This window comes from Reyranella sp. (assembly GCF_965279465.1).
GTDB lineage: Bacteria > Pseudomonadota > Alphaproteobacteria > Reyranellales > Reyranellaceae > Reyranella.
In genome coordinates this window covers 3,742,307-3,766,654 of record NZ_OZ257242.1, presented here as the reverse complement: position 1 = coordinate 3,766,654, position 24,348 = coordinate 3,742,307, and the positions used below count along the sequence as shown (strand labels likewise).

Genomic DNA, 24,348 nt, shown 5'->3' with positions numbered 1-24,348 from the left:
TTCAAGCCTTGGCGGCGACGACCTCGATCTCGACCAGCATCGCAGGATCGGCCAAGCCGGCAACGACCAGCAGCGTCGAGGCGGGATAGGGCTCGCTGATGAACTGGTCGCGCGCGGCGCGGTTCGGCACGACGAAGCGGCTGTCGGTCAGGAAGGTCGTGATCTTCACGATGTCCTTGTAGCCCATGCCGCCGGCCTTCAGGACCTGGCCGATATTCTTCCAGACCTGCACCGCCTGCTTGTCGAAGGTCGGCTGCAGCTTGCCGCGCGAATCGACGCCGACCTGCCCTGAAACGAATAGGTAGCGCGCGCCGGCCTGGACCTCGGCGCCGAGGCTGTACTTGCCGGAAAGCGAGACGCTCTTGGGATTGTGATACTTGATGGCCATTTTCGGCTCCCCCATGTAAGGAGGCGCACGGTTTCAGGTCGGAGCGCATGGCGTCAAGCAGCAAGAGCGTCCACATCGTCGGCGGCGGCCTCGCGGGCAGCGAAGCGGCGTGGCAGCTCGCGCAGGCGGGTGTGCCCGTGATGCTGCACGAGATGCGGCCGGTGCGCGGCACCGAGGCCCACCTGACCGATTCGCTCGCCGAGCTGGTCTGCTCCAACTCTTTCCGCTCCGACGATGCCGAGAACAACGCTGTCGGCGTGATCCACGAGGAGATGCGCCGCGCCGGCTCGCTGATCATGCGCGCGGCCGACACGCACAAGCTCCCCGCCGGCGGCGCGCTCGCGGTTGACCGCCACGCCTTCTCCGCCGCCGTGCAGGAAGCCCTGCTCGCCCATCCGCTGGTGACGTTGCAGCGTGAGGAGGTGGCCGGCCTCCCGCCCGCCGAGTGGGACCACACCATCATCGCCACCGGCCCCCTTACCTCCACGGCGCTCGCCGAGGCTCTGGCCCGGGAGACCGGCGAGGAGTCGCTCGCTTTCTTCGATGCCATCGCGCCGATCGTGCATCACGACAGCATCGACATGTCGATCGCCTGGAAGCAGTCGCGCTACGACAAGGCAGGTCCCGGCGGCAGCGGCGCGGACTACATCAACTGCCCGCTCGACAAGGAACAGTACGATGCCTTCGTCGCCGGCCTGCTGGCGGGCGACAAGACCGAGTTCAAGCAGTGGGAAGCCACGACGCCCTACTTCCAGGGCTGCCAGCCGATCGAGGTCATCGCCTCAAGCGGGCCGCAGAGCCTGCGCTTCGGGCCGATGAAGCCGGTCGGCCTGCGCGATCCGCGCACGGAGCGGCGGCCATGGGCCGTCGTGCAGCTCCGCCAGGACAATGCGCTCGGCACGCTGTGGAACATCGTCGGCTTCCAGACCAAGCTCAAGCATGCCGAGCAGGTTCGCCTGTTCCGCACCATCCCGGGCCTGCAGAATGCCGAGTTCGCGCGCCTGGGCGGGCTGCACCGTAACACGTTCCTCAACAGCCCACGGCTGCTCGACGCCACTCTGCGTCTGAAGGCGTTGCCGCGGCTGCGCTTCGCCGGCCAGATCACCGGCTGCGAAGGCTATGTCGAAAGCGCCGCCGTCGGTCTGTTGGCCGGCCGCTTCGCGGTGGCCGAGCTGCGCGGCGAGATGCCGAGCGCACCGCCGATGACGACCGCGATGGGCGCCCTGCTCAATCACATCACCCGTGGCGCGGACGCCACGACCTTCCAGCCGATGAACGTCAACTTCGGCTTGTTCCCGCCGATCGAGGGCAGCTACCGCGGCAAGGAACGCAAGCAGGCGCTGGCTGCGCGGGCGCTGCGCGATTTCGACAACTGGCTCGCGCCGGCCGCGGCTGCAGCGTAGGCTCATGCTCTTTCTGCATTGCAAGCATCCCGCTCGCCCATGATCATGAGCGAGCGGGATGCTCGCGGTCCGGAAGACCAAGATCCGGCCAGCGCGTCATGAGGGCGGCAACCATATCGTCGATGCGCGCCGCCAGCAGCCGCTCGCCCTTGAAGGCGGAGGCGCAGGTCGGGTCGCCGGTCGCGGCGGACTCCTTGAAGTCCGCGGCCGGCATGAGCTTGTCCATCCGCACGCTGCGTGGATCGAGCGCCAGCACGACCGAGGTCTCCCGCTCGTCGGCGTGGCCGCCGTCCTTGTGCTCGATCAGATGGTCGGCCGCCTGCCCCGCGTGGCGCATGTGCAGCACCAGCACGCCGGTTTCCGCGGCGACCTCGTCGAGCGGCTTCTCGGTCGACACGCCGGTATTGATCAGCGCAATGCGCCGGACGCCCTGAGCAGTCAGGTTCGCGATCAGCTCGCGCATCACCGCCTTGAAGGTATCGGCCGTCAGATGCTGGCTGCCTGCGAACGAGGTGAACGCCGGGTAATAGCCGAAGCCGACGACCGGTGCGGCGACCACCGGCAGCCGTCCAATCAGGCGCTGTCCCAGCGCGCGCGCCGTGAGCGCATCGGTCTTGAGCGGCAGGTGCGCGCCATGAGCCTTCGATCCCGCGCCGATCGGGATGACGACGACGGCATCGGCGTCGAACCGCGCCTTGGCCTCGATCCAGGTCAGCTCCTCGAGCCAGACGCCGGCGGTCATGGTTCCCACGGCAGCTTGACGTGCTTGGCCGTCCGGCCAGGCGGGCCCATGACGATCATCTTGCGCCACTTCGCCTGCGGCGCACTGTCGTCGAGCACGATCCTGCCGTCGACCAGTGCAACACCGAGGTCCTTCCACAACGCGTCGAGATCGACGGCGGTGTTGGCGTTGACGTGGCGGTCGATCAGTTCGCTCATCGCCTTCGTGCCGGTCGCGCGGTTGCAGGCCTGCGTATAGGCATCGAGCGAGACTCGGCTCGCACCGTCGAGCCCTTCCCACAGCGCGCCGGCGAGGCAGTCTTCCAGTCCCTTGGCGCCGTTGCTCTCGCGGCGGATGGCGAGGTCCGCCAGCAGCATGAACATCGCGCCGCCCCAGTAGTTCTCGCGGCCCGAGGCCGCCGGCAGGCCGCGCGGGAAGACGCCGACTCCCTGCGGCATGTTCATCACCCATTCCTTCCAGACCGCTTCCTCGGTCTTCCAGCCGGCGCGGGCGCGGATGATCGGCTCGACGTAGGTGGCCGAGCCCTCCATGAACCATGTGCCGCGCCCACGGATGAATGGCATGCCCGAATGCACCAGCTCGTGCACCAGGACCCAGTCGTTGAACAGGCGGCGCGAATCCATCGTCTCGCCGACCTCGACCATGATGGTGACACCGCCCCCCGGCTGGGTGCGGCCGAAGCCGACGCCGCTGCGCGGCATTGGCACCAGCCCGACCAGCATCTCCGGCGCGGTGAAGCCGTGCCAGTAGTTGGCCTGGGCTTGGGCCGTGCGCTCCACCCAGTCGACGATCGCCTTGCGCGAGCTTTCGGTGAAGCCTTCGAGCAGCGCCAAGCGCAGCACCGCGTCCTTCTTCGGCTGGCCCGGCCGCAGGCTGCCCGGCGCGGGCACGACGAGCTCGTGCAGCTCGAAGCGGCCGAGCGCGGTGTAACCGGCGAAGCGCACCGTGGCGCCGGCAAGCCGCCAGGCGTCACCAACTTTCGGCAGGCCGCTCGAAAACGCCATGCCCTCCGGCGTGCGGACGCGGATGTCGATCACCGGCAGGCGCTGGTAGCCGCGTGGCTCGAGCAGCCAGCCGCCGATCGGCATCAGCACGCCCTTGCCGCGCTGGATGCCTTCGGCTGGCGTGTCGACTGCGCGGGCATAGCCGCCGAGATCGAAGCGATAGTGCGCTTCGACGAGGCCGTTCACCGCCTCGATCCGTCCCCCGGTGAAGTTGCTGAGGAAGGGCTGCGCGCGTTCGCCCTCGAGCGCGAAGCTGAGCGGCTGGCTCGACCGGCAGTGGTAGGTGACGTCGAGGGTGAGCGCCTCGTGCAAGGTGACATCGACTGTGCAGTCCGGCGCGGGCATGGGCTGCGCGAAGGCCGGCACCGTCCCGAGGAGAACTGCCGCCAGCAGGGTACGAAGGAACATGACTCACTCTAGCCTGTGATAGGGTGCGGGCAATGGACCTGCTCGATCACGTTCTGCGGCGGATGGGCCGGCACGCCACCACATTGCTGCCTTTTTCGCTGCTGATCGGCGTGCTGTTCCAGGACCTCGCCGCCGCCACTCGGCCGTTGGTCGGCCCGCTCGCGACCCTCCTGCTGATGCTCGCCCTGGTGCGCACCGACTGGCCGCGCGTCCGGGCGCTGCTGGCCCGGCCCGGGCTCGCGCTCGCCCTGTCCGCCGCGATCCTGGTCGCCGTGCCGCTCGCGGTCTGGCCGTTCTGGAGGATGCTCGACGTCTGGCCCGGGCTCGTCGCCGCGCTCTGCCTCAGCGCCATGGCGCCGACCGTGGTCTCGGCCGCGACCACGGCGGCATTCCTGCGGCTCGACGTGTCGCTCGCGCTGCTCGTCTCGCTGATCACCAACTTCGCCGTGCCGCTCACCATGCCGCCGCTGGCGCTCTGGCTGCTGGGCTTCGACCTCAAGATCGGCGCGGCGACGCTCAGCCTGCGACTGGCGGCGATCGTGCTGATCGCTCTGGCTGGCGCGATCGCGATCCGCGCCTGGCTGAAGCCCGACGGCGTGCGTCACAGCGCGCACAAGATCGACGGCTGTGCGGTGCTGGTGCTGATGGTCTTCGCGATCCCGCTGATGGACGGCATTGTCGCCCGTGCGCTGGCCGAGCCGATGAAGCTCACGGGCTTCATCGTCGGCTCCTTTGCCGGCATGTTCCTGTGCAACGCCGTGATGGCGCTCGGCACCCTGCCCTTCACCGGCCTGCGTACCGCCCTCACCGCCGGCTACTGCTCCAACGGCCGCAACAACGCACTGCTGATGGCCGTGCTCCCGGCCACCGCCGATCCCGACATCTTCCTGTTCATCGCCGCCGTGCAGGTGCCAATCTACGTGATACCGAGCCTGCTGCAGCCGATCTATCGGAGGCTGTTGCGCGAGGATGACGACACGACCATTCAGGCTCCTCGCCCCCGATAGGGGGCAGGAACTTGAAGTCACGCGTTGCGCGTGGCGATCGACTTGCCGGCGATGTAGCCGAAGGTGAGGCACGGGCCGATGGTCGTGCCGGCGCCGACGGCCTTGGTGCCGATCGGGTTCGCCATGGCGATACCGGCGCAGTAGAGGCCGGCGATCACACTGCCGTCCTTGCGCAGCACCTGGCAGTTCCGGTCGGTGCGCGGCCCGCCCTTGGTGCCAAGACTGACATAGAGAAACGGCGCCGCGTGGAACGGCCCCTCCTCTACCGTGTCGAGCGCGCGGTCCTTGGTGTAGTAGCGCTCCCACGCCGTTTCGCCGCGATGGAAGTCGCGGTCAACGCCCTGCTTCGACCAACCATTGAAACGGTCGACCGTGGCGCGCAGCGTTGCGGGATCGAGGCGGATCGTTGCCGCCAGTGTCTCGATCGTGTCCGCCGTGCGCACGAAATCTGGATCCTTCGCTGCATACATCGCCGACAGCCGGTTGCTGTAGCGCGAGTCGAAGATGCGCCACACCGGCGCGTGCTTCGACTTGCCGTCCGGTCCGCGTTCGTCGATCGCCGAGCCGAGCGCCGGGCTGCCTTCGCTCACAAAGCGCCTGCCCTCGCGGTTCACCAGGATACAGTGCGGCGCATAGCTCTCGTACAGCGGCTGTGCATGGCGGCGGCCCTCGTACTGCGTGAAGGTCGCCGGCGCGATGTTGGACTGGTCCATGTGCGCGAGCTCGGCGCCGACTGCCTCGGCCATGCGCTGGCCGTCGCCGGTGTTGGTGTCGGGTGCGCCGGTGAGGTCGATGCCGGGGAAGTACTTCGGCATGTAGTCCGGCGCCCAATCGAAACCACCCGTCGCCAGGATCACTCCCTTGCGCGCAGCGATCGTCACCGCCTTGCCCTCGATGACGGCGTCGACCCCTGTGACGACGTCGCCGCCGGTGGTGAGCCGCTTCACGTCGGCATCAGTCAGGATCGTGCAGCCATTGTCGAGGCAGCCGCGCGTCAGGCCGACGATCAACCCGTTGCCCAGCCCGACCTTGCCCGCGAGGACGCGCCAGACGAGCGACGGCCCGAGCTTCAGCACGGCGCGCACGGGGTCCTTGAGCACGCCGCTGACCATTTCCTTGTAGGTGAAGAACTGCGGCTTTACCGACTTGCGCACCCGGTTCCACCAGCGGCCGAGGATGTAGCGGCTGATCAGGGTTGGCGAGACCATGCGTCCGTAGAGCTTGCCGCCCGGCGCCTCGACATAGAAGTCGGGATGGTTGACCAGCTCGAAAACGAGCGGCGTCCTCTCCTCGAGGAAACGCAGCATCGGTGCCGAGTTCTCGGCCAGCGCCTGCCACAACGCGTCCTCCGTCGCGGCCCAGCCCGGCGGTGCGGTGGCGCGGAGGTAGGCCAGCGTCTCCTCGGGCGAGTCCGCGAGTCCGGCCGCCTGCATGTGATGATTGGCCGGCACCCACGTACCCGCTGCGGACATGGCCGTCGTGCCGCCCAGCACATGAGACTTCTCTAGGACGATCACCTTCGCGCCGTCGACTGCCGCGGCGAGCGCCGCCGAGAGGCCGGCCGCGCCGGAGCCGACCACCACGACGTCGCAATTCATTGCAGCTTCCACACCCGTCGCCACATCGGGGTGAACAGGGCGGCCATCCCTTCCATGCTGAAGCGCATCAGCACGATCACGATCAGCGCGAAGACCGCGAGGTTCCATTCGCCGTAGGCCTGCAGGTAGGTCATCACGATCTGCACCGGGGCCGCTCCGATCACCGGTCCGAGGAAGGTGCCGAAGCCGCCGATCACCACCATCACCACGATCTTGGCCATCTCGGAGAAGTCGATCATCTGCGGGCTGAGCAGCACGATGAAATGGCCGTAGAAGCCGCCCGCCAGCCCGGCAATGGCGCTGGAAATGGCGAACACGGCGATCTTCACCTTGGTGGTGTCGATACCCAGGCTCTTGGCGCGCAGCTCGTCATCCTTGATGGCGCGCATGAAATAGCCAAGCGGCGAATCGATCAGCAGCCGCAGGCCAAGCAGCACCAGAACCGTAAGCACGAGGAAAGTGAAATAGTACGGCATCGGGTCGGTCGTGCCGTACAGCGACTTCACGCTCAGGCCAAGCTCGCCACGGGTGAACTGGTAGTCGGCGGTGAGATAGATGTGGAAGGTCTCGGCAAAGGCCCAGGTCGCGATGGCGAGATAGATCGCGCGCATGCGAAGGACGAGACGGCCGAGGATCAGGCCGCACACCGCCGCCAGCAGCACGCCGCAGGGAATGCCGACCCAGGGCGAGATCTTGAGGTGATAGCCCATCAGGCCCGAGGTGTAGGCGCCGATCGCCGCGAAGGCATGATGCGCCAGCGAGAACTGGCCGGTGTAACCGGCCAGCAGGTTCCAGCTCGCCGCCAGGATCACGTAGTAGAAGGCGATTGTGAAGACGTGCAGCACGAAGCTGCCGGCGACCAGCGGCACCAGCGCGAGCAGCAGTGCCGCGACGACGATGGTCAGGGTGGAGCGGCGGAACGAAGCGTTCATCCCAGCAGGCACTCCTGGATCAGCGTGCGCACCCGCTCTTCGCCGAACTCGCCGACAGGACCTGCCGCCTTCACGGTCCCGAGGTTCATCATCACCACGTCCTCGGCATGGCGCAGCGCATCGGACACGTTCTGGTCGACCAGAAGGATGGTGGTGGAGATCGCTATCCGGGCAGTCTGCAGCAGATGATAGACCTGCTCGGCGAGGTTCGGCGCCAGGCCGACCGTCGGCTCGTCGACCAGCATCAGGCGCGGCTCGGTGATCATCTCGCGCGCGACCGAGAGCATGCGTCCCTGCCCGCCGCTCAGCGACCCTGCCTTGTCGCGACGGCGCTCGGCCAAAACCGGAAAGATGCCGTAGATGCGCGCGATGCGTTCCTTCAGCCGCGCCGGTTCGCGTCGCAGTGTCCAACCGCCGATCTTCAGGTTCTCCTCGATGGTGAGTTGCGGGAAGGTATTGAGCTCCTGCGGCACGTAGCTCACGCCCAGCCGCTTGATCTCATGCGGGGCCAGGTTTGCGATCGGCCGACCGTCGAGCGCGATCGAGCCGCGATGGGCCCCGAGCAAGCCGAACACCGTCTTGAGCAGGGTGGACTTCCCCGCGCCGTTGGGGCCGATCACGAGAACGAAGCCGCCCTGGGGCACGGTGAGCGACAGGCCTTGCAGGATGTCGACGCCGGGCTGATAGGCGGCGAAGACGTTGTCGATGGACAGCAGCGCGCTCATTCGAGGGCCTTGCCGAGATAGCCCGCGACCACGGCGGGCAGGCGCGCGACCTCGTCGAGCGTGCCCTGGGCGGCGACCCGCCCTTCCATCATCACCGTGACCTGGGGGCAGAGCTTGCGGATGATCGCCATCTCGTGGCTCACCACGAGGAACGCGGCGCCCTGCTCGCGATTCACCTCGACGATCATGTCGAGGATGACGTCCTTGATCACCGGGTTGATGCCGGCGAACGGCTCGTCGAGCACGTAGCAGCTTCCCGGCACCATGAAGCCGCAGCCCATCTGGAGCAGCGCGCGCTGGCCGCCGGACAGCTTCTTGGCCTGCGTGTCGGCAAGCGGCCCGAGCGTGGTGAGGCGGATCATGCGCTCAGCCTGCGCCTCACCGTCGTCGTTGGACGTACGGCGCGCGAAGAAGGCGGTCAGCAGGTTCTCCCGCACCGTCAGGCCGCCGAACAGCCTTGTCACCTGAAACGAACGCACCAGCCCGCGCCGCGCGATCTCATGCATGGCGAGGCCGCCGATGCTCTGGCCGGCAAGCTTCACCTCGCCCGCGTCGGGCGCGTAGACGCCCGTCACGAGGTTCACCAACGTTGTCTTGCCAGCACCATTGGGGCCGATCAGGCCGCGGATCTCGCCCGCGTCGACACTCAGCGTCACATCGTTGGCCGCCTGCAGGCCACCGAAGCGCTTGCGCAGGCCGATCGCTTCCAACGCGGCCGCCATCACGCCTCGCGGCCGCGTTCGCCGAACAGGCCGGTCGGCTTCAGCACGAGGATCAGCAGCACCAGCGCAAATCCGTAGATGTTCTGGTAGGCCGAATCGACGAAGGCCGCGCCGAACGACTCGATCAGCCCCAGCAGCACACCGGCGATCAGCGCTCCCGGAATCGAGCCCAGCCCGCCGATCACCACGATTTCGAATCCCTTAACTGTTGTTATCAGCCCGTTGGTGGGAAACACCAGGAACACCGGCGCAAGCAGCGCACCCGCCAGGCCGGCCAGCGCCACGCCGATGCCGAAGGCGACGCGGTCGACCCGCAATACGTCGATGCCGGCGGTCTGCACGCCGACCCGACTCTGCGACGTCGCGCGCAACGCAAGCCCGTACCAGGTGTAGCGCAGCACCGCCCAGAACACCCCGAGCGCCACGAGCGCGAACAGGAAGGCAGCCACGCGTGCGCCGGCAAGCGGCATCGGCCCGACCATGACGATCGGCAGGTTCGAGCCCGGCGTGAACTGGTTGGGACCGGCGATGCCCGTCGCGAGGCTGCGCAGCATCAGCAGCAGCGCCAAGGTGACGACGGTCGCATAGTCGTCACGCGCCTCGGGCGGCTTCCTGAAGATCGGCTTCAGCAGACTCCACTGCGTGAAGAGACCGAGGACAAAGACGCCGGCCGTCGACACCACGATCGCGAGCCACCACAGGTCGGGGCCGAGCAGGAACGCCACCAGCATGTACTGCAGGTAGCTGCCGATCATGTAGAACTCGCCCATCGCCCAGTTGATCATGCGCATGATCGAGTAGATGAACGTGATCCCCAGCGCCATGAGGGCGTAGAGCACGCCGATCATGATGCCGGAGATGAACGTCTGGACGACGAGCTCGGTCGAGTACATCTACTTGCAAGCCCGTATCATCCCGAGCGCAGCGAGGGATCTATGCGGTTGCCCATAGATCCCTCGCTCCGCTCGGGATGACACCTTCGGTGTCACTTCTTCGAGTAGGTGACGACGACTTCGGCGTCCTTCCAGTCCTGCTTCGGCTGCGTCATCTGCAGGATGAGGACCGGCGGCACCCAATTGTGCCAGTAGACGCCGTCGGCCTTCGGGAAGGTCACCGGCGCGTCTGGCCAGCTCTTGTAGCTGCCGCCTTCCAGCGTCTTGATCAGCGTCTTGGGATCGGTGCCGTTCGCCGCCTTGATCGCCTGGGAGAGGATGGCGATCGCGCCGAAGCCGTTCAGCGCGCCGTAAACGGGATCTTCCTTGTACTTCTCCCTGTAGGCCTTGGCGAAGTCGGTACCGATGTCGGACAGCTTCGACCTGGGCGAGTAGTAGGCGATGAAGTAGATGCCGTTGCCGTTCTTCTCGTGCAGCTGCCAATACTGCGGCCGCGTGGGCGCGTCATAGGAGATCAGCATCGGCGTGGTGGGCAGGAGCCCGACCGTCGTCGCCTGGTCCATGATCAGATCGAGCGGCTGGCCGACGCCGATATTGATCACCATGTCGGGCTTGAACGCCTTGATTTGCAGCAGCTGCGGCGTGAGGTCGGTGACGGTGCGGTCGAACATCACCTTCTGGATCTCGACGCCGCCACCTGCCGCCTTGTTCTGCGCGATCGTCTCGTCGGCCAGGCCGATGCCGTAATCGGTGGTCTCGGCGATGAGCGAGACGCGCTTGTATCCCTTGACCTTGATGAACTCCATCCAGGTCGAGACGCGCACCGGATCGATGGCATGGGTGCGGAAGGCGATGTCGTAGTGCTTGGCGGTGATGTCCGAAGCCGAGGCCTGCACCGCGAGGGTCGGCACACCCATGTCCTTGGCGACCTCGTTGACCGCGATCGCGACCGAGGAATGGAAGAAGCCCGGAACGGCGACGACCTTGTTGTCGCTGACCAGCCGGCGATAGGCGGCGACACCGGCCTCGGGCTTGCCCTGCGAATCCTGTACGAAGAGCTGCATCTTCTTGCCCAGCACGCCGCCCTGGGCATTGATCATTTCGACGCCGATCTCCGCACCGCGGCGGATGAGCTGCCCGCCCGTCGCGTCTCCCGGGGCCGACAGCGGGATGATCAGCCCCACACCGATGTCCTGGGCCTGGGCCGACCAGGACGCGGCGACCAGTGCCGTCGCGAGCAGAAAACCTCGGATACGCATCGTCCAAACCCCCGTTGCCGTTGCGCTGGCAGGAGTATCCCAGCAATTTCGATGCCCGTCAGCCGAGCCGCTTCCGAAAGTCGCGCAGGAGGTCGAGCACGTCGAGCACCGGCACGCCGAGCGCCGCTTCCAGCGCGCTCTTGTACGGTGGCAAGTTGGTGCATTCGAGCACGATGGTGTCGATGCCGGGATGTCCGGTGAGCAGCGCCTTGCCGGCTGCAACCGTCTCGCGCTCGACCGCGTCACGATCGAGCGTCAGGCCGTTGCGCAGGAAGGTCGCCGCGAACGAGCCGTCGGGCGGCAGGCCTTCGACCGGCGTGTCAGCCGGCGCATCGACCGCCTCGAAATGGGCCGGCGTGAGGTTCGTTGCAGACGCTGTGAGGACGCCGACCTTCCTGCCCCTCAGCGTCCTGATCAGCAGCAGTGCCGACGTCGCCACCGGAACCGGCGACAGCGCATCGAGGTCCTTCTGGTAGAGCGCGAGAAACCCGCAGCTTGTCGACAGGCCGACGGCGCCGTCGGTCGCGAGCGCCTCCGCATTCGCCTTCAGCGCCGCAAGCACGCGCGGCCGGTCGGGATGCGCGGCGACCGCGTCCGCCGAGCCGATGCCCTTCATGGTGCGGAAGATTACCGGAAAGTTGAACGACGCTGGATTGCCGATATCCCCCTCGATCCGCGGGAAGCGGGTGTCGAGCATGAGGATGCCGAGAGGTTTCATACTCTTCCGGACCGCGAGCGTCTCGCTCGCTCATTCTCTTGAGCGAGCCGGAGGCTCGCGGTCCGGAAGATCATGACGGTTCGGGCCACTTCTTCTGCGGGGCCCGCGCACCCTCGAACCACTTCGACAGCCTCATCACGCCCGAATCGTCGAACCGGCGACCGGCGATCTGCAAGCCGATCGGCTTGCCTTCTTTCGTGTATCCGCAATTGATCGACGAGGCCGGCTGCTCGCTCATGTTGTAGGGCATGGTGAAGGAGATGTGCTCGAGCGGCCGGTTGACGTCGTTGGTCGGCGTCTCCCATTCGGCATTGTAGGTCGGCACCGGCGAGGTCGGCGACAGCACGTAGTCGAACGGCTGGGTCGCCCGCGTCGCGGCGGCACGGATCGCCATGTAGTTGTTGACGCCCCGGATCACCATCGCGCCCGAGACGTCGGCGCCGCCGCGGCACCAGTCGGCGATGAACGGCAGCACGCTTGCCTGCTTCGCATGGCTCAGCGCCGAGAAATCGACCCAGCTCCGCACCCGCCAGAACAGGTCCTGCAGATGCAGCATCTCGGGCGACAGGAAGCCGTCGAGCGGCTCGACCGTGGCGCCGGCATCGGCGAACAGCCGGGCCGCGGCCTCGATCGCGGATTTCACTTCCGGATCGACCGGCAATCCCGAGCCGGCATCGAGATGGAGACCGATCTTGAGGCCCCGCGGCTCGAGCGGGCCCGCCGACCAGTCGATGTCGGCAGGCGGCAGGCTCATGTGGTCGCGCGGGTCGGGCTTCGACAGCTCGGCCATCAGCAGCGCGGAGTCCGCGACGGTGCGGGTCATCGGTCCCACCGCGCGGCCGAAAAACGGCGGATCGACCGGCACGCGTCCCAGGCTCGGCTTCAAGGTGAAGATGCCGTTCCAGGATGCCGGCAGGCGCACCGAGCCGCCGATGTCGGTGCCGAGATGCAGCGGCCCATAGCCGGCCGCGCCCGCCGCTCCCGCGCCGGCGCTCGAACCGCCGGGATTCCACGCGAGATTCCAGGGATTGCGGGTCAGCGGATGAAACGAGCTGCGGCCCGACGAAAGCATGCCGTAGTCGGGCATGGTCGTCTTGGCGAGGATGATTGTGCCCGCCTCGCGCACCCGCGCCGCGGCCGGCGCATCGGCCACCGCAGGCACCATCTCGGTCGCAGCCGTGCCGAGCGGCACCGGCACGCCCTTGGTAGCGATATTCTCCTTGATCGTGATCGGCACGCCGTCGAGCGCGCCCTGCGGGGTGCCCGACTGCCAGCGTGCCTCGGACGCCTTGGCCGCCTTGCGCGCGCCATCAAAGTCCGGCGCGTAGAGCGCCTTGATCTTCGGCTCCCAGGCTTCGATGCGCTTGATGGTGGCGTCGATGACGTCGACAGGGGAGAGTTTCTTGCTCTTGTAGGCGGCCAGCAAGTCGACCGCGGTCATGTCGTGGATTGTGGTCATGGCTGCAACTCTACAGAAGCGCCACCGCTTCTGCGACAGTGGCGACTTCGGTAAAGGACTTGTATTGCGCTATCACCCAGCGTCGTGTCCGGCCTCGCGACTGTTCCGGTCATTTCCGGACCTTGCCGAAATGGACTGACAGATACGTACCCAGCACGAGGGCTCCGGCGAAGAGCAAGGCGACGTAGATCATGGCATCATTTTTCAGGCGGCGGCGCGGGATTGGTGTGCATGACGATGTAGCGCGTGAGTATCGGCCCGAGGAACAGCACGGCGACCAACCGCACGGTCTGCATCGCCATGACGAAGGAGACGTCGGCGTTGCTGGAGGCGGTGATGATCGCGATCGAATCGGAGCCGCCGGGGCTGGTTGCGAGATAGGCCGTCAGCGGATCGACTCCGGCACCGTAGACCAACAGGACGGCGACGAGGCCACACAAGCCGATCATCGCCACGATGCAGACCAGGATGCGCGGCAGGAGCCTGAGAGCATGGATCAGCAGCGTCCGGGTAAAGCGCAGCCCGATGTTCCAGCCGATGAAGGCGTAGCAGCCGGCCAGCAGCCACGGTGGCAGCTCGATCGTCATCACGCCGAAGTGCGTGAGCACGATGCCGACCACCATTGGCACCAGAAACGCGCCGGCGGGGATGTTGAGCCGCTGGGCGATCACCGGGCCGATCACGGCGATCGCCATCGTCTCGCCGAATGCCAGCCAGTCGACCGGCGGGAACCACACCATCTCGGGCGCCACGTGGTGCTCGGGATTGACGCCGAAAATCCTGGCCACCAGCGCGGCGGCGGCGGCGACCAGCACGATCCGCAGATACTGCATGAACGCCACCAGGCGCATGTCGGCCCCGTAGGACTCCGACATGATGGTCATCACCGAGGCGGCGCCCGGGCTGGTGCCCCACAGCGCGGTCGTGCCCGGCAGCATCTGCAGGCGCGTCATCAGCCAGCCGATGAAGGCCGAGACGATCACGACAGCCAGCACGCCGAACGTGAATAGCGCCCAGTGGTTCAGGATGTCGCCGACGATCGACAGCGGGATCATCTTGGCGATCATGCTGCCGACCACGCCTTGCGCCACGACGAACGGCGCGAGCGGCATATTCACCTTGCCGTTGCCCACCGAAAACGCAATCGCCGCGAGCAGCGGCCCGAGCATCAAGGCCGCGGGCGCATGCAGCCAGAGCAGCAGCGCAGCAAGGGCCACAGACAAGACGACAAGGGCAATCCATTGAACGGCCGGCGCCATCGTCCTGCGACCATCTCCAAAGCTAGGGGTCTACCCTAGTAATCCGTTGCAACACGCAGGCCAAGCCCCTCGCTATCGTTGAATGTGAACTACGCAAGCATTATATTGTAGTTATGGCTGGCTTGCGGTTTGAGTGGGACGCACGGAAATCGGCGAGCAATGCCCGCAAGCACGGCGTCACCTTTCAGGAAGCGCAGTCTGCTTTCGCTGATCCAGATGGCAAGGTGATCGACGACCCCGACCACTCGGATGAGGAGAATAGATACGTCCTGCTTGCCTTCAGTTACGCCCTGCGCCTCTTGGTAGTGGTCCACACCCTGCGGGGAACGTCCGATGTGATCCGCATCATCTCGGCGCGCAAGGCCACACCGCGTGAAACAACATTCTACCGACGGAGCAAATGACCATGCGAAAGGAGTACGACTTCTCCGCCGCTCGCAAGAATCCCTATGCCGCGCGGCTGAAGAAGCAGATCACGATCCGGCTCGACCAAGACGCGATCGATTATTTCAAGGCCGTATCGTCCGAGGTCGGCATTCCCTATCAGAGCCTGATCAATCTCTACCTGCGCGACTGCGTGACCGCGCGCCGCCGGCCCCGCCTTAACTGGCGTGCGGCAGCCTAGGTGGTGAACTCCTCCGCCTCACCGTTCATGCCCTTGATCGTCTGGATGAGCTCGGCAGCGGCCGTCGCCAGACGTGCATCATCCGTGCCGCGCAATACGAGCGAAACGCTGGGCCGGCCGTTGCGGAACGCAGGGTAGGAGCCGATGTCGATGTCCTCGTAGCGCTTCTGGAGCGCGCCCAGCGGCTCGGCGATGATGCCTTCCGGCAGGTTGGTGCGCACGGTACGCGCGAGGACCGGGTCGCCGCCGACCAGCCGGTGCTTCATCGACTGGAACATGCCCTGCGCCACTGCCGGGATGCCGGCGAAGGTGAAGACGTTCTCCATCTGGAAGCCGGGCGCCACCGATACCGGATTGTCGACCAGGATGCCGCCATGGGGCACCCGCGCCATGCGGCGCCGGGCCGGGGTGAAGAGCGCAGGATCGCCGTAGTGGCGGGTCATGCGCGCGACCGCCTCGGGATGCTCGGAGATACCGACCCCGAAGGCCTTGGCGATGCAGTCGGCGGTGATGTCGTCGTGCGTCGGGCCGATCCCGCCGGTCGTGAAGAGGTAGTCGAACTTCGCCCGCAGCTCGTTCACGGTCGCCACGACCGTGGCCTCGATATCGGGAATGACTCGGCATTCCATGACCCGGACGCCGAGCTTGCCGAGCTCAGTGGCGAGGTACTGGATATTCGCGTCCTTCGTGCGGCCGCTCAGGATCTCGTTGCCGATGACCAGGATGGCGGCGGTGACGGTCTTGGAAGTGTCTGGCATTTCAACAGCCTAGCACGGCCTTGTTCCCGCGGGCATCCGGTGCCAAATAGGGTCATATGAGTAGCCCACGCGACATCGAGGACGACAGCGTCGACTATTGGCGCCGCGACGAACGAACCATCAAGCTGCACGGGCCGGAAGGCTTCGAAGGCATGCGCCGGGCCGGAAGGCTGGCGGCCGAGACGCTCGACTTCATCACGCCCCATGTCGTGCCGGGCGTGACCACGGGCGAGCTCGACAGGCTCTGCCACGAGTTCATCCTCGATCACAAGGCGATCCCCGCCCCGCTAAATTATCGTGGCTTTCCGAAGTCGATCTGCACCTCGATAAACCATGTCGTCTGCCATGGTATTCCGGGCGACAAGCGGCTGCAGAACGGCGACATCGTCAATATCGACGTCACCACAATCCTCGACGGCTGGTACGGCGACACCAGCCGCATGTTCTTCGCGGGCGACGTCGGGGTGAAGGCGCGCCGGCTGTGCGACGTGACCTACGAGGCCATGATGCGCGGCATCGCCGCCGCCAAGCCGGGTGGCCACGTCGGCGACATCGGGCACGCGATCCAGACCTACGTCGAGGCACAGCGATTCTCGGTCGTACGCGACTTCTCGGGGCACGGCCTCGGCCGCATCTTCCACGACGCACCGAACATCCTGCACTACGGCCGGCCCGGCACCGGGCCGGTGCTGAAGCCCGGCATGTTCTTCACCGTCGAGCCGATGGTCAATGTCGGCACCTGGCAAGTGAAGATCCTGAGCGACGGCTGGACCGCGGTGACTCGCGACAAGCAGCTCTCGGCCCAGTTCGAGCACTCCGTCGGCATCACGGAGACAGGCGTGGAGTTCTTCACCCTCTCGCCGATGAGCCTGACCAAGCCGCCTTTCGATCTCGACGGCGCTTCGCTCGCGGCCAAGCAGACCGTGTCGGCCTGAACCGCGCTACCGTCGGCGCAGCTCGGCTGCCGTCGCCGGGCGAACGCCCTGCCGGTCGGCGCGGAAAATCGTATCCGTGATCGCGTAGGGTTGCTCGCGAAAATCCTGTCCAACGCGTGCTGCAATTTTTTCGAACAGACCGAAATCCGGCGACCACGCTACGAGAAAATCTCGATTGGGAATTCCGACAAGGGCCACACCGCCCAGTGCCGCCAGAAGGCGGCCACGAAATTGAGGCAGCAGAAGCCGGGCGGCATCATAGCTGTCCATCGTCTGAAAGTAGGCGAAAAGGCCCGTACCGTGCTTCGGTTCGTGAACTTCGATAGGGAGAGGCGCAGACAAGGCTTCGAGATTGGCAATGGCTGTTTCGTCAACCGACTGTTCAGCCATGCCCCAACCTTTGGCTTCCTCGCGATTGATGAAGCTTACGCTAGGGCCATTATCGACGACGTAGCCGACGACTACTCCCGGACTGAAGGGGCGATGAAGTAGGTCAGGAGTTAGCCGGACGAGATCGGCCTGCACGAACCGGGGGTAAACGAGTTCCTTCACCTCGGGCCACGAGGGCGGATGGGCCGGCCGGGACGGCGCCATTGCCACCATTTTCTCGAGGAACTCCACGATCGCGGCTTGCCTCTTCCGGGCGGGCAACGGTCCGGCCATGGCATAGAGATTCTGGAGACCAATGCTGCCCGCATCGATCTCGATAACACCAACCTCCTGTGCAGCGACTGCCTTCATGGCAGGATATTTCCGATGCAGGATGTCGAGGACCTCCGCCCGAAAAGATCCCAGGCCATCGCTCTGCCCAAGCGCCGCACCGACGGACGACAGCCCCGCGCTGGCACCCATGGCTGCAGCCAGTCGTCGCCTCACCTTTCGCATGTATACCTCCAGGCCCTTCTACCGATAGTTATGCCATCTGGACGGTCAAGGTAAGGTCCTGAATACCGGGTTCGGCATCCGGCGACAGGGTGATCTTCCCGCGCAGGCGGCCGTTCGCGCAGATCATAGTAAAGCAACCATCGAGGGCGTGAATCGGCACAATCGATTCCAGACGCCCCTCGCCCAGCCGCTGCTTCAAGGCGGCCAATTCGACGTTGCGCAGGCGGGCGGGCATGTCGAGCAGCAGGTTCTCGGCGAAGACTGCCTGGGCGACCTCTATGCGGCCGGCGGCATAGGCTGCCACGACGGCCTCGACCGCGCGCTTCAGCCAGGGCGACGGCGTCGCCGGAGCACGCGGCGGCTGCAGGGCGTGGACCGTCTCGGCGATGGCAATGGTGATGCGCGACATTGGCGCATAGGTGCGGTTGCCGAAGGCGAAGATCCCGATTTTCGACTCGGGCAGCAACAGCATGTGCGAGCCGTAGCCCGGCAGGCCGCCGGAGTGATGCACCCGGCGGCCGATCTTCGCGTCGGCCGAGTTCACCAGCCCGTAGCCGTAGGCGCTGGCCGCGGGCGCGCGGCCGTCGACCGCGTCGGGCAGGAAGGGCGGGGCGTGGAACAGGCTCATCTCGCGCACGGTCGACCGGCGCAGCGGGCCGCTTTCCGGATCGTCGCGCGCGGGCCAGGCATCGAGCAGGAAGGCGACGTAGCGGGCATAGTCCGACGCGGTCGTGGCGAGGCCACCCATCGCGCCGACCTCGCCGTCGGGCTCGAGCCGTTCGCGTGACCATTTGCCTTCGTCGAATCGATGGCCCCAGGCGAAGTCGTCGTGCGCCGCCTCGAACGCATCGAAGGTCGTGCGAGTCATGCCGAGCGGCTGCAAAACCGTGCGGTGCACGAAAGCCTGGTAGGGCTCGCCGCTGACGTTGGTCAGCACGCGGCCGAGCAGCGCGTAGCCGAGGTTGCTGTATTCGAAGGCGAGCCCCGGCGCACGGGCGAACAGCTTGCCGACCGCCATGAGCGCGTCGAGCGCGCCGGGAGTCATGCCGAGCATCCGGTCGCCCCACGGATCGTCAGTCACGAAGCCCGCGACGTGGCTCAGCAGGTGGCGCACGGTCACCGGCGGGCTGTCCTTCGTCGGCGGCGGAACGGCTGCGAATTGCGGGACGTACTGGGCGAGCGGCGCGTCGAGCGCCAACCGCCCCTGGTCGCGCAACGACAGGATCGCCAGCGCGGTGATGCTCTTGGTCATCGAGGCGATGCGGAAGGCCGTCGCGGACGTGGTCGGCCGCTTGGCCGCGACATCGGCCAGCCCGAGCGCGGTCACATGGACGAGGCGTCCGTCCTGGACGATGCCGGCAACGATGCCGGGAATATTGTGCTGCTGGGCGAAGGCAGCGTACGCTGCGTCGATCTGGGCGAAGGCGGTGGTCATGCGGTGCAGCCTAATCCATGGCTTCCCCCTTTTCCTGCCGCCTTTCTGCCGTCGTTGCTGGGGAACGTTGGCGCATGGGGAGAGCGAAAAAGGCCGCGGCCGCGCCGGCGGCACCGTCAGCCGATGACGATGCCCTGCTGTCGCTTCTTGCGGCGGGACTTCGGCTTCAGGCGAGTGACGGTCTGTGGCGGGTGAGCGGCAACACGCTGCCGCACCGGACGGTGCTGCGCGATGCCGGCGGCACCTGGAACCGGCTCGACCAGTGCTGGGAATTCGCGGGCGAGGATCCGACGGCGAAGCTCGCCGCCGCGATCGAGGCGACGCCGGCCGCTGCGGGTCACAACAGCGGCGCGCCGGCCGCCGCCGTGCCGCACTATCACGGCCATCGCGGCCGGCTGCGCGAGCGGGTGCTGAAGGCCGGCATCGAATCCCTGCCCGACTACGAGCTGCTCGAGCTGCTGCTGTTCTATGCAATCGAGCGGATCGACACCAAGCCGCTGGCCAAGCGGCTGCTCGAGCGCTTCGGCACCCTGGGCGACATCTTCGCCGCCGAGCCCGCCCAGCTGCGCGAGTTCGAGATCGACCAGCGCACCCTGGTGCTGTTCCGCGCCGTCCGCGAATCGGGCCGCCGACTGGCCGAGCGCAAGGTCAAGGACATGCCGGTCCTGACCAACTGGCAGCAGCTCATCGACTATTGCCACGCCGCGCTCGCGCACGAGAAGACGGAGCAGTTCCGCATCCTGTTCCTCGACCGCAAGAACGTTTTGATCGCCGACGAGGTGCAGCAGCGCGGCACGATCGACCATACGCCGGTCTATCCGCGGGAAGTCATCAAGCGCGCCCTCGAGCTCGGCGCCGCTGCGCTGATCCTGGTGCACAACCATCCTACTATGCATCCTTGGATCACGCTCGATCACGCTTCTACTCATTGAATCACTTAGACTTTGTGGCTTGGCGCAAGGTCCGGAGGCATGGCATATTGGGGCCGGTTTTGAGGGGGATCGGTCGCGACTCTGACCCCAGTTGCCGACCCCAACTAACCCGTCTGACGACCCCACTCGAGAGCCGATGGGAGAGCCCAGTGCCAAGCCTAACCGACGGAGAGATACGCCGCGCCCTGAATCAGGTCGGGCAGACTGGCAAACAGCTAAGTCTCGTCGATGGCGAGGGACATGGCACCGGCCGTCTCGTCTTGGTCATGAAGCCAATGCCCACTCGCGTTACGGCGGACTGGATGGCACAGCAATGGCGAGATAAGAAGCGCCTTAAGAAGAAGCTCGGTTCGTATCCGTCCCTGTCGCTCGGCAAGGCACGTGAAGTTTTCGCTCGCGACTTCGCCGACATGATCCAGAAGGGTCGCAGCATCAAGATCGCCGGCGACACCCGGCCCGGCACTGTAGCCGATCTCTTCGAAGCCTATGTGGCTCACCTGAAGGCGTCAGGAAAGTCATCCTGGAAGGAAGCCGAAAAAGTCCTCAACAAAATCGCCGATGCGTTCGGTCGCAGTCGACCAGCTCGTGACATCGAGCCGGACGAAATCACCGATGTTATCCGGCCGATCTACGATCGCGGCAGGCATTCGATGGCGGATCACGTCCGAAGCTACGTCCGGTCCGCGTATAGCTGGGGTCTGAAATCGGAGCACGATTACCGTAGCGCGACGCAGCGGCGCTTCCGTCTTGTCTACAATCCCGCTGCCGGCATCCCCACGGAGCCGAAAAAGGTCGGGACCCGCTGGCTTGATGAAGAAGAGTTCCTCCGTCTCTACCGCTGGCTTGAATGCCCAGACACGCCAGTTCACCCTCCTTACACCCGCGCCGTTCGTATTCTCATGCTCACGGGGCAGCGCGTCGAAGAAATCGCCCGTCTCCATGTCGACCAATGGGACGCTAAGGAACGCATCATCGATTGGTCAAAAACCAAGAACGGCAAGCCGCATGCCATTCCGGTGCCCGAAGTCGCAGCGGAGCTGATCGATTCCATCAAACCCAATGTACATGGCTGGTTTTTTCCTTCCGCGATGAACCCGACCAAGCCCGTGAGCCACGGCACGCTTTACGCATTCATGTGGCGTCAGCGCGAACGCGAGGTGATCCCTGTCGTGACCAACCGGGATTTGCGCAGGACGTGGAAGACCTTGGCTGGAAAGGCCGGCCTATCAAAAGAGATCCGCGATCGGCTGCAGAACCACACGCTCCAGGATGTTAGCTCGAAGAGCTACGATCGCTGGAACTATATGGCGGAAAAGCGAGCTGCGATGAAAAAGTGGAATGCATTCGTCCACGCGATGCTGAACAATAAGCGGTCCAAGCAGACAAAGGAAAAGCACACGCTGATCATCCATAGCGCGACTGATGGAGCAACTCAGCAAGCGGATTGACAGTAGTCAGCAGATCTTCGAGGGCAAGTCCCCGCTTTCTTGGCGTAGGTTCAAATCGTGGGCAGGATTTGAACCTACGACCTTCAAGTGATGAAATGGGTTCTGCGATGGGATAGCTCGCAAAGACTCGTTTCTCGTGGCCTCCGAACGCATCGTGCGGCGATGTCCAACCGATTTCTATCCCACGGTATCCGACTCCACCGCCCTCCTAGATTTCCTCTTCCATCCGTTGACGGCCCGTTGTTGCACGCCATTCTCGGCCGCCGATACCGTGTCCTCGGTTCGGCCATCGCGCCCAAGGTGCCAGAAGCAGAGAGTGAGAGGGAGGATCGGAATTCCGTGACGGGTTGAGGTCGAGAGAGAGGCTCTCGGCCGCCCGTCGCGGAGTAAAGCCCGATGGCTACTGCTGTTCAGAAGATCGTCCTGTCGTCTTCGCGCGACATTCCCTTCAACAAGCTGGTGCTCAGCCAGTCCAACGTCCGGCGCATGAAGGCCGGCGTCTCGATCGAGGACCTGGCGGCTTCGATCGCGCGACGCGGCCTGATCCAGAGCCTCAGCGTCTTTCCTGTCGTTAACGCCGAGGGCAATGGGACCGGCATGTTCGAGGTGCCCGCCGGCGGCCGTCGGTTCCGGGCGCTGGAGTTGCTGGTCAGGCAGAAGCGCCTGGCCAAGGTCGCGCCGGTTCCGTGCATCGTCCGTGAACGCGATGGCGGCATCCTCGCCGAAGAGGTCTCTCTCGCCGAGAACATCGAGCGCGCGCCGCTCCATCCCCTCGACCAGTTCCGCGCCTTCCAGGACATGCGCGACAAGAGCATGAGTGAGGAAGAGATTGCGGCCGCCTTCTTCATCCCGGCCCAGGTCGTGAAGCAGCGCCTGCGCCTTGCCTGCGCATCGCCAAAACTGCTCGACGTCTATGCCGAGGACGGCATGACGCTGGAGCAGCTCATGGCTTTCACCGTCTCAGCCGATCACGCGCGTCAGGAACAGGTCTGGGACGCGATCAAGGATGGCTGGTCGAAGGAGCCGCATCAGATCCGGCGCATGCTTACCGAGACCACGGTGCGCGCCTCAGACAAGCGCGCGGTATTCGTCGGTGTCGATGCCTACGAGGCGGCCGGAGGCATGATCATGCGCGACCTGTTCCAGTCCGACGATGGCGGCTGGCTGCACGACCCGGCGCTGCTCGACCGTCTGGTCGCCGAGAAGCTGAAGACCACGGCCGGGGAGGTTGCTACCGAGGGGTGGAAGTGGATCGAGGTCGCGGTAAGCTTCCCGCATGACGCCACCCGGGGGCTACGCAAGCTGAACGGGGAGGCGCTCGACCTCGTCGCCGAGGAACGTGCGACGATCGATGCGCTCAGCGGCGAATATCAGAAGCTCAAGGCCGAATATGAAGGGGCCGAAGAGCTGCCGGACGAAGTCGATCGGCGCCTCGACGAGATCGAAACGGCGCTCGCGGCCATCGAGGCCCGGCCGGTGCGCTTCGAGGCCGCGGACATCGCCCGCGCGGGCGTGTTCATCTGCATTGCCCATGACGGCCGGCTCGATATCGATCGGGGCTACGTCCGGGTCGAGGATGAAGTACCGCTCGGGCCCGAGGGCGACACCGGCCGGGAAGCCGGCGGCGATCCGGCCGAGCCGGAGGTGCAGAGGGCAGTCATCACGATCGGCGGTCAACCTGCCGAGCCGGACGAAGACGATGACGATGCGATCAAGCCGCTGCCCGATCGCCTCGTCACCGAACTGACCGCCCATCGCACGCTGGCGCTGCGCAATGCGCTGGCCGACAATCCACACGTCGCGATGACCGCGCTCCTGCACAAGCTGGTCTCCGACACCTTTCAGAACCGCGCATACACCGGCGCGCTGGAGGCTTCGGTCCGACACATCTTCTTCCCCGTGCAGGACGACGCCTTGAAGGACAGCCCTTCGGCCCGTGCGGTGCACGAGCGCCACGAAGCCTGGGCGGGCGATATCCCTGCCGAGGACGACGCGCTATGGGACTGGCTGGCAGCGCTCAACGACACGAGCCGCATGGCGCTTCTGGCGCATTGCGTGAGCTACGGCGTCAACGCGCTCTACGAAAAGCCCACCCCATACGGCGGCAATGGCGTTTCCCGGCACAGCCTCGACCTGCGGCTCGGCCAGGCCAACCGGTTAGCGCGGGCCACCGGCCTCGACATGGTGGATGTCGGCTGGCGTCCGACCGTCGGCAACTACCTCGGCCGGGTCACCAAGCCCCGCATCCTTCAGGCGGTCCGCGAGGGTGCCGGCGAACAGGCCGCGCAGCTCATCGAGCACCTCAAAAAGGGCGACATGGCCACGGAGGCGGAACGCCTTCTGGCCGACACCGAATGGCTCCCCGAGCCCCTGCGCCTGGTCCCCGAGACCGAGGAACCCGCGGCGGTCGCCCAAACCGATGGGGACGATGGCGCGGCGCTCCCCGACTTCCTCGCGGGCAATGACGAAGCGGACATTGCCGACGCCAAGGACGAGGGACAACCCCGCCTCGTTACGGCTGAATAATCTTAGGGCCGGAGCGGAGTGACCGCTCCGGCCTCTTTTTATCGGCTGGCACGAACTGCGGCCGCACATACACGCCACCGGCCTGATAGCCAATCTGGCCTGCGGCCAAGAACACCGAAATCTCGGTGACAAATCGCTGAACAGTCGCGTCCTGCCGGTGGCGAAACGATGCCTATGGCCGGTCGCCACGGCCGTGATCCGCGCGCGACAATCGCGTTGGCGGATCAGCGGTAGCTTGCTGGTTCGGGGAAATGTTAGGCGCATCCGCAAGGAGAGTTCGAGGTCGG

At 65.8% G+C, this 24,348-nt stretch carries 23 protein-coding genes; 8 read left to right on the top strand and 15 right to left on the bottom strand.

All coding sequences use genetic code 11. From position 1 onward, the window contains the following. Position 1 precedes the first annotated feature (1 nt). Positions 2-388: a RidA family protein gene (locus ACQY8M_RS18435; RefSeq protein WP_428674832.1), complete on the bottom strand. Its 387-nt coding sequence runs from the start codon at positions 386-388 to the stop codon at positions 2-4. Positions 389-435: 47 nt separating this feature from the next. Here ACQY8M_RS18435 and trmFO point away from each other — a divergent pair, with 47 nt between their 5' ends. Beyond that, positions 436-1,791: a methylenetetrahydrofolate--tRNA-(uracil(54)-C(5))-methyltransferase (FADH(2)-oxidizing) TrmFO gene (trmFO, locus tag ACQY8M_RS18430; RefSeq protein ID WP_428674830.1), complete on the top strand. Its 1,356-nt coding sequence runs from the start codon at positions 436-438 to the stop codon at positions 1,789-1,791. 43 nt (positions 1,792-1,834) lie between these two features. Here trmFO and ACQY8M_RS18425 read toward each other — a convergent pair whose 3' ends face one another. Both ACQY8M_RS18425 and ACQY8M_RS18420 read right to left on the bottom strand, forming a co-directional pair. Continuing rightward, complete coding sequence (locus ACQY8M_RS18425) at positions 1,835-2,533, bottom strand: creatininase family protein (RefSeq protein WP_428674828.1); 699 nt, start codon at positions 2,531-2,533, stop codon at positions 1,835-1,837. Then, complete coding sequence (locus ACQY8M_RS18420) at positions 2,530-3,945, bottom strand: hypothetical protein (RefSeq protein WP_428674826.1); 1,416 nt, start codon at positions 3,943-3,945, stop codon at positions 2,530-2,532. Before ACQY8M_RS18420 ends, ACQY8M_RS18425 begins: the two co-directional genes overlap by 4 nt. A 32-nt stretch (positions 3,946-3,977) precedes the next feature. On the opposite strand from ACQY8M_RS18420, the gene ACQY8M_RS18415 reads away from it, so the two are divergent. After that, positions 3,978-4,952 (top strand): hypothetical protein, encoded by a 975-nt coding sequence (locus tag ACQY8M_RS18415; RefSeq protein ID WP_428674824.1) that lies wholly within the window; start codon positions 3,978-3,980, stop codon positions 4,950-4,952. A gap of 17 nt (positions 4,953-4,969) precedes the next feature. Here ACQY8M_RS18415 and ACQY8M_RS18410 read toward each other — a convergent pair whose 3' ends face one another. The 9 genes from ACQY8M_RS18410 to ACQY8M_RS18370 form a co-directional block, all read right to left on the bottom strand. Further along, entirely contained in the window at positions 4,970-6,550 is a 1,581-nt protein-coding gene (locus tag ACQY8M_RS18410; RefSeq protein ID WP_428674822.1) for an FAD-dependent oxidoreductase, read from the bottom strand. Beyond that, positions 6,547-7,482: a branched-chain amino acid ABC transporter permease gene (locus tag ACQY8M_RS18405; protein WP_428674820.1), complete on the bottom strand. Its 936-nt coding sequence runs from the start codon at positions 7,480-7,482 to the stop codon at positions 6,547-6,549. The genes ACQY8M_RS18410 and ACQY8M_RS18405 overlap by 4 nt, the downstream gene beginning before the upstream one ends. After that, positions 7,479-8,207, bottom strand: coding sequence for an ABC transporter ATP-binding protein (locus tag ACQY8M_RS18400; RefSeq protein WP_428674818.1), 729 nt, complete (start codon positions 8,205-8,207; stop codon positions 7,479-7,481). The genes ACQY8M_RS18405 and ACQY8M_RS18400 overlap by 4 nt, the downstream gene beginning before the upstream one ends. Next, positions 8,204-8,929 (bottom strand): ABC transporter ATP-binding protein, encoded by a 726-nt coding sequence (locus tag ACQY8M_RS18395; protein WP_428674816.1) that lies wholly within the window; start codon positions 8,927-8,929, stop codon positions 8,204-8,206. Before ACQY8M_RS18395 ends, ACQY8M_RS18400 begins: the two co-directional genes overlap by 4 nt. Then, entirely contained in the window at positions 8,929-9,822 is an 894-nt protein-coding gene (locus tag ACQY8M_RS18390) for a branched-chain amino acid ABC transporter permease (protein WP_428674814.1), read from the bottom strand. Before ACQY8M_RS18390 ends, ACQY8M_RS18395 begins: the two co-directional genes overlap by 1 nt. Positions 9,823-9,914: 92 nt before the next feature. Continuing rightward, on the bottom strand, positions 9,915-11,081 hold the full coding sequence (locus tag ACQY8M_RS18385) for an ABC transporter substrate-binding protein (RefSeq protein WP_428674812.1): 1,167 nt from the start codon (positions 11,079-11,081) through the stop codon (positions 9,915-9,917). A 58-nt stretch (positions 11,082-11,139) separates the two neighbouring features. Next, positions 11,140-11,799, bottom strand: a complete 660-nt coding sequence (locus ACQY8M_RS18380) for an aspartate/glutamate racemase family protein (RefSeq protein ID WP_428674810.1) — start codon at positions 11,797-11,799, stop codon at positions 11,140-11,142. Between the two features lie 70 nt (positions 11,800-11,869). Beyond that, positions 11,870-13,258, bottom strand: coding sequence for an amidase (locus ACQY8M_RS18375; protein WP_428674808.1), 1,389 nt, complete (start codon positions 13,256-13,258; stop codon positions 11,870-11,872). Between the two features lie 197 nt (positions 13,259-13,455). Next, on the bottom strand, positions 13,456-14,517 hold the full coding sequence (locus tag ACQY8M_RS18370) for an AbrB family transcriptional regulator (RefSeq protein ID WP_428674806.1): 1,062 nt from the start codon (positions 14,515-14,517) through the stop codon (positions 13,456-13,458). A gap of 113 nt (positions 14,518-14,630) precedes the next feature. Between ACQY8M_RS18370 and ACQY8M_RS18365 the strand changes: the two genes are divergently transcribed. Together ACQY8M_RS18365 and ACQY8M_RS18360 are read left to right on the top strand one after the other, a co-directional pair. Then, complete coding sequence (locus tag ACQY8M_RS18365; RefSeq protein WP_428674804.1) at positions 14,631-14,921, top strand: BrnT family toxin; 291 nt, start codon at positions 14,631-14,633, stop codon at positions 14,919-14,921. Beyond that, positions 14,918-15,142, top strand: coding sequence for a BrnA antitoxin family protein (locus tag ACQY8M_RS18360; protein WP_428674802.1), 225 nt, complete (start codon positions 14,918-14,920; stop codon positions 15,140-15,142). The genes ACQY8M_RS18365 and ACQY8M_RS18360 overlap by 4 nt, the downstream gene beginning before the upstream one ends. Here ACQY8M_RS18360 and ACQY8M_RS18355 read toward each other — a convergent pair. Continuing rightward, positions 15,139-15,900 (bottom strand): competence/damage-inducible protein A, encoded by a 762-nt coding sequence (locus ACQY8M_RS18355; protein WP_428674800.1) that lies wholly within the window; start codon positions 15,898-15,900, stop codon positions 15,139-15,141. The genes ACQY8M_RS18360 and ACQY8M_RS18355 overlap by 4 nt on opposite strands. 56 nt (positions 15,901-15,956) lie before the next feature. Between ACQY8M_RS18355 and map the strand changes: the two genes are divergently transcribed. Next, entirely contained in the window at positions 15,957-16,835 is an 879-nt protein-coding gene (gene map, locus ACQY8M_RS18350) for a type I methionyl aminopeptidase (protein ID WP_428674798.1), read from the top strand. Positions 16,836-16,841: 6 nt separating this feature from the next. Here the strand turns inward: map and ACQY8M_RS18345 are convergent, their stop codons facing one another. Beyond that, entirely contained in the window at positions 16,842-17,687 is an 846-nt protein-coding gene (locus ACQY8M_RS18345) for a DUF1444 family protein (protein ID WP_428674796.1), read from the bottom strand. Between the two features lie 61 nt (positions 17,688-17,748). Continuing rightward, positions 17,749-19,155, bottom strand: a complete 1,407-nt coding sequence (locus tag ACQY8M_RS18340; protein WP_428674794.1) for a serine hydrolase domain-containing protein — start codon at positions 19,153-19,155, stop codon at positions 17,749-17,751. Between the two features lie 74 nt (positions 19,156-19,229). Here ACQY8M_RS18340 and ACQY8M_RS18335 point away from each other — a divergent pair, with 74 nt between their 5' ends. The 3 genes from ACQY8M_RS18335 to ACQY8M_RS18325 all read left to right on the top strand — a co-directional run bounded on the left by ACQY8M_RS18335 (position 19,230) and on the right by ACQY8M_RS18325 (position 24,061). Then, positions 19,230-20,087 (top strand): JAB domain-containing protein, encoded by an 858-nt coding sequence (locus tag ACQY8M_RS18335; RefSeq protein ID WP_428674792.1) that lies wholly within the window; start codon positions 19,230-19,232, stop codon positions 20,085-20,087. A gap of 149 nt (positions 20,088-20,236) precedes the next feature. Then, positions 20,237-21,535, top strand: coding sequence for a tyrosine-type recombinase/integrase (locus ACQY8M_RS18330; RefSeq protein ID WP_428674790.1), 1,299 nt, complete (start codon positions 20,237-20,239; stop codon positions 21,533-21,535). Between the two features lie 396 nt (positions 21,536-21,931). Continuing rightward, the gene (locus tag ACQY8M_RS18325; protein ID WP_428674788.1) at positions 21,932-24,061 is read left to right on the top strand and encodes a ParB/RepB/Spo0J family partition protein; all 2,130 of its coding nucleotides are present in this window, start codon (positions 21,932-21,934) and stop codon (positions 24,059-24,061) included. Positions 24,062-24,348 lie beyond the last annotated feature (287 nt).

Coding starts and splice junctions, on each gene's coding strand:
- ACQY8M_RS18435 (WP_428674832.1), bottom strand. CDS start 388: ATGGCCATCAAGTATCACAATCCCAAGAGCGTCTCGCTTTCCGGCAAG.
- trmFO (WP_428674830.1), top strand. CDS start 436: ATGGCGTCAAGCAGCAAGAGCGTCCACATCGTCGGCGGCGGCCTCGCG.
- ACQY8M_RS18425 (WP_428674828.1), bottom strand. CDS start 2,533: ATGACCGCCGGCGTCTGGCTCGAGGAGCTGACCTGGATCGAGGCCAAG.
- ACQY8M_RS18420 (WP_428674826.1), bottom strand. CDS start 3,945: ATGTTCCTTCGTACCCTGCTGGCGGCAGTTCTCCTCGGGACGGTGCCG.
- ACQY8M_RS18415 (WP_428674824.1), top strand. CDS start 3,978: ATGGACCTGCTCGATCACGTTCTGCGGCGGATGGGCCGGCACGCCACC.
- ACQY8M_RS18410 (WP_428674822.1), bottom strand. CDS start 6,550: ATGAATTGCGACGTCGTGGTGGTCGGCTCCGGCGCGGCCGGCCTCTCG.
- ACQY8M_RS18405 (WP_428674820.1), bottom strand. CDS start 7,482: ATGAACGCTTCGTTCCGCCGCTCCACCCTGACCATCGTCGTCGCGGCA.
- ACQY8M_RS18400 (WP_428674818.1), bottom strand. CDS start 8,207: ATGAGCGCGCTGCTGTCCATCGACAACGTCTTCGCCGCCTATCAGCCC.
- ACQY8M_RS18395 (WP_428674816.1), bottom strand. CDS start 8,929: ATGGCGGCCGCGTTGGAAGCGATCGGCCTGCGCAAGCGCTTCGGTGGC.
- ACQY8M_RS18390 (WP_428674814.1), bottom strand. CDS start 9,822: ATGTACTCGACCGAGCTCGTCGTCCAGACGTTCATCTCCGGCATCATG.
- ACQY8M_RS18385 (WP_428674812.1), bottom strand. CDS start 11,081: ATGCGTATCCGAGGTTTTCTGCTCGCGACGGCACTGGTCGCCGCGTCC.
- ACQY8M_RS18380 (WP_428674810.1), bottom strand. CDS start 11,799: ATGAAACCTCTCGGCATCCTCATGCTCGACACCCGCTTCCCGCGGATC.
- ACQY8M_RS18375 (WP_428674808.1), bottom strand. CDS start 13,258: ATGACCACAATCCACGACATGACCGCGGTCGACTTGCTGGCCGCCTAC.
- ACQY8M_RS18370 (WP_428674806.1), bottom strand. CDS start 14,517: ATGGCGCCGGCCGTTCAATGGATTGCCCTTGTCGTCTTGTCTGTGGCC.
- ACQY8M_RS18365 (WP_428674804.1), top strand. CDS start 14,631: ATGGCTGGCTTGCGGTTTGAGTGGGACGCACGGAAATCGGCGAGCAAT.
- ACQY8M_RS18360 (WP_428674802.1), top strand. CDS start 14,918: ATGACCATGCGAAAGGAGTACGACTTCTCCGCCGCTCGCAAGAATCCC.
- ACQY8M_RS18355 (WP_428674800.1), bottom strand. CDS start 15,900: ATGCCAGACACTTCCAAGACCGTCACCGCCGCCATCCTGGTCATCGGC.
- map (WP_428674798.1), top strand. CDS start 15,957: ATGAGTAGCCCACGCGACATCGAGGACGACAGCGTCGACTATTGGCGC.
- ACQY8M_RS18345 (WP_428674796.1), bottom strand. CDS start 17,687: ATGGGTGCCAGCGCGGGGCTGTCGTCCGTCGGTGCGGCGCTTGGGCAG.
- ACQY8M_RS18340 (WP_428674794.1), bottom strand. CDS start 19,155: ATGACCACCGCCTTCGCCCAGATCGACGCAGCGTACGCTGCCTTCGCC.
- ACQY8M_RS18335 (WP_428674792.1), top strand. CDS start 19,230: ATGGGGAGAGCGAAAAAGGCCGCGGCCGCGCCGGCGGCACCGTCAGCC.
- ACQY8M_RS18325 (WP_428674788.1), top strand. CDS start 21,932: ATGGCTACTGCTGTTCAGAAGATCGTCCTGTCGTCTTCGCGCGACATT.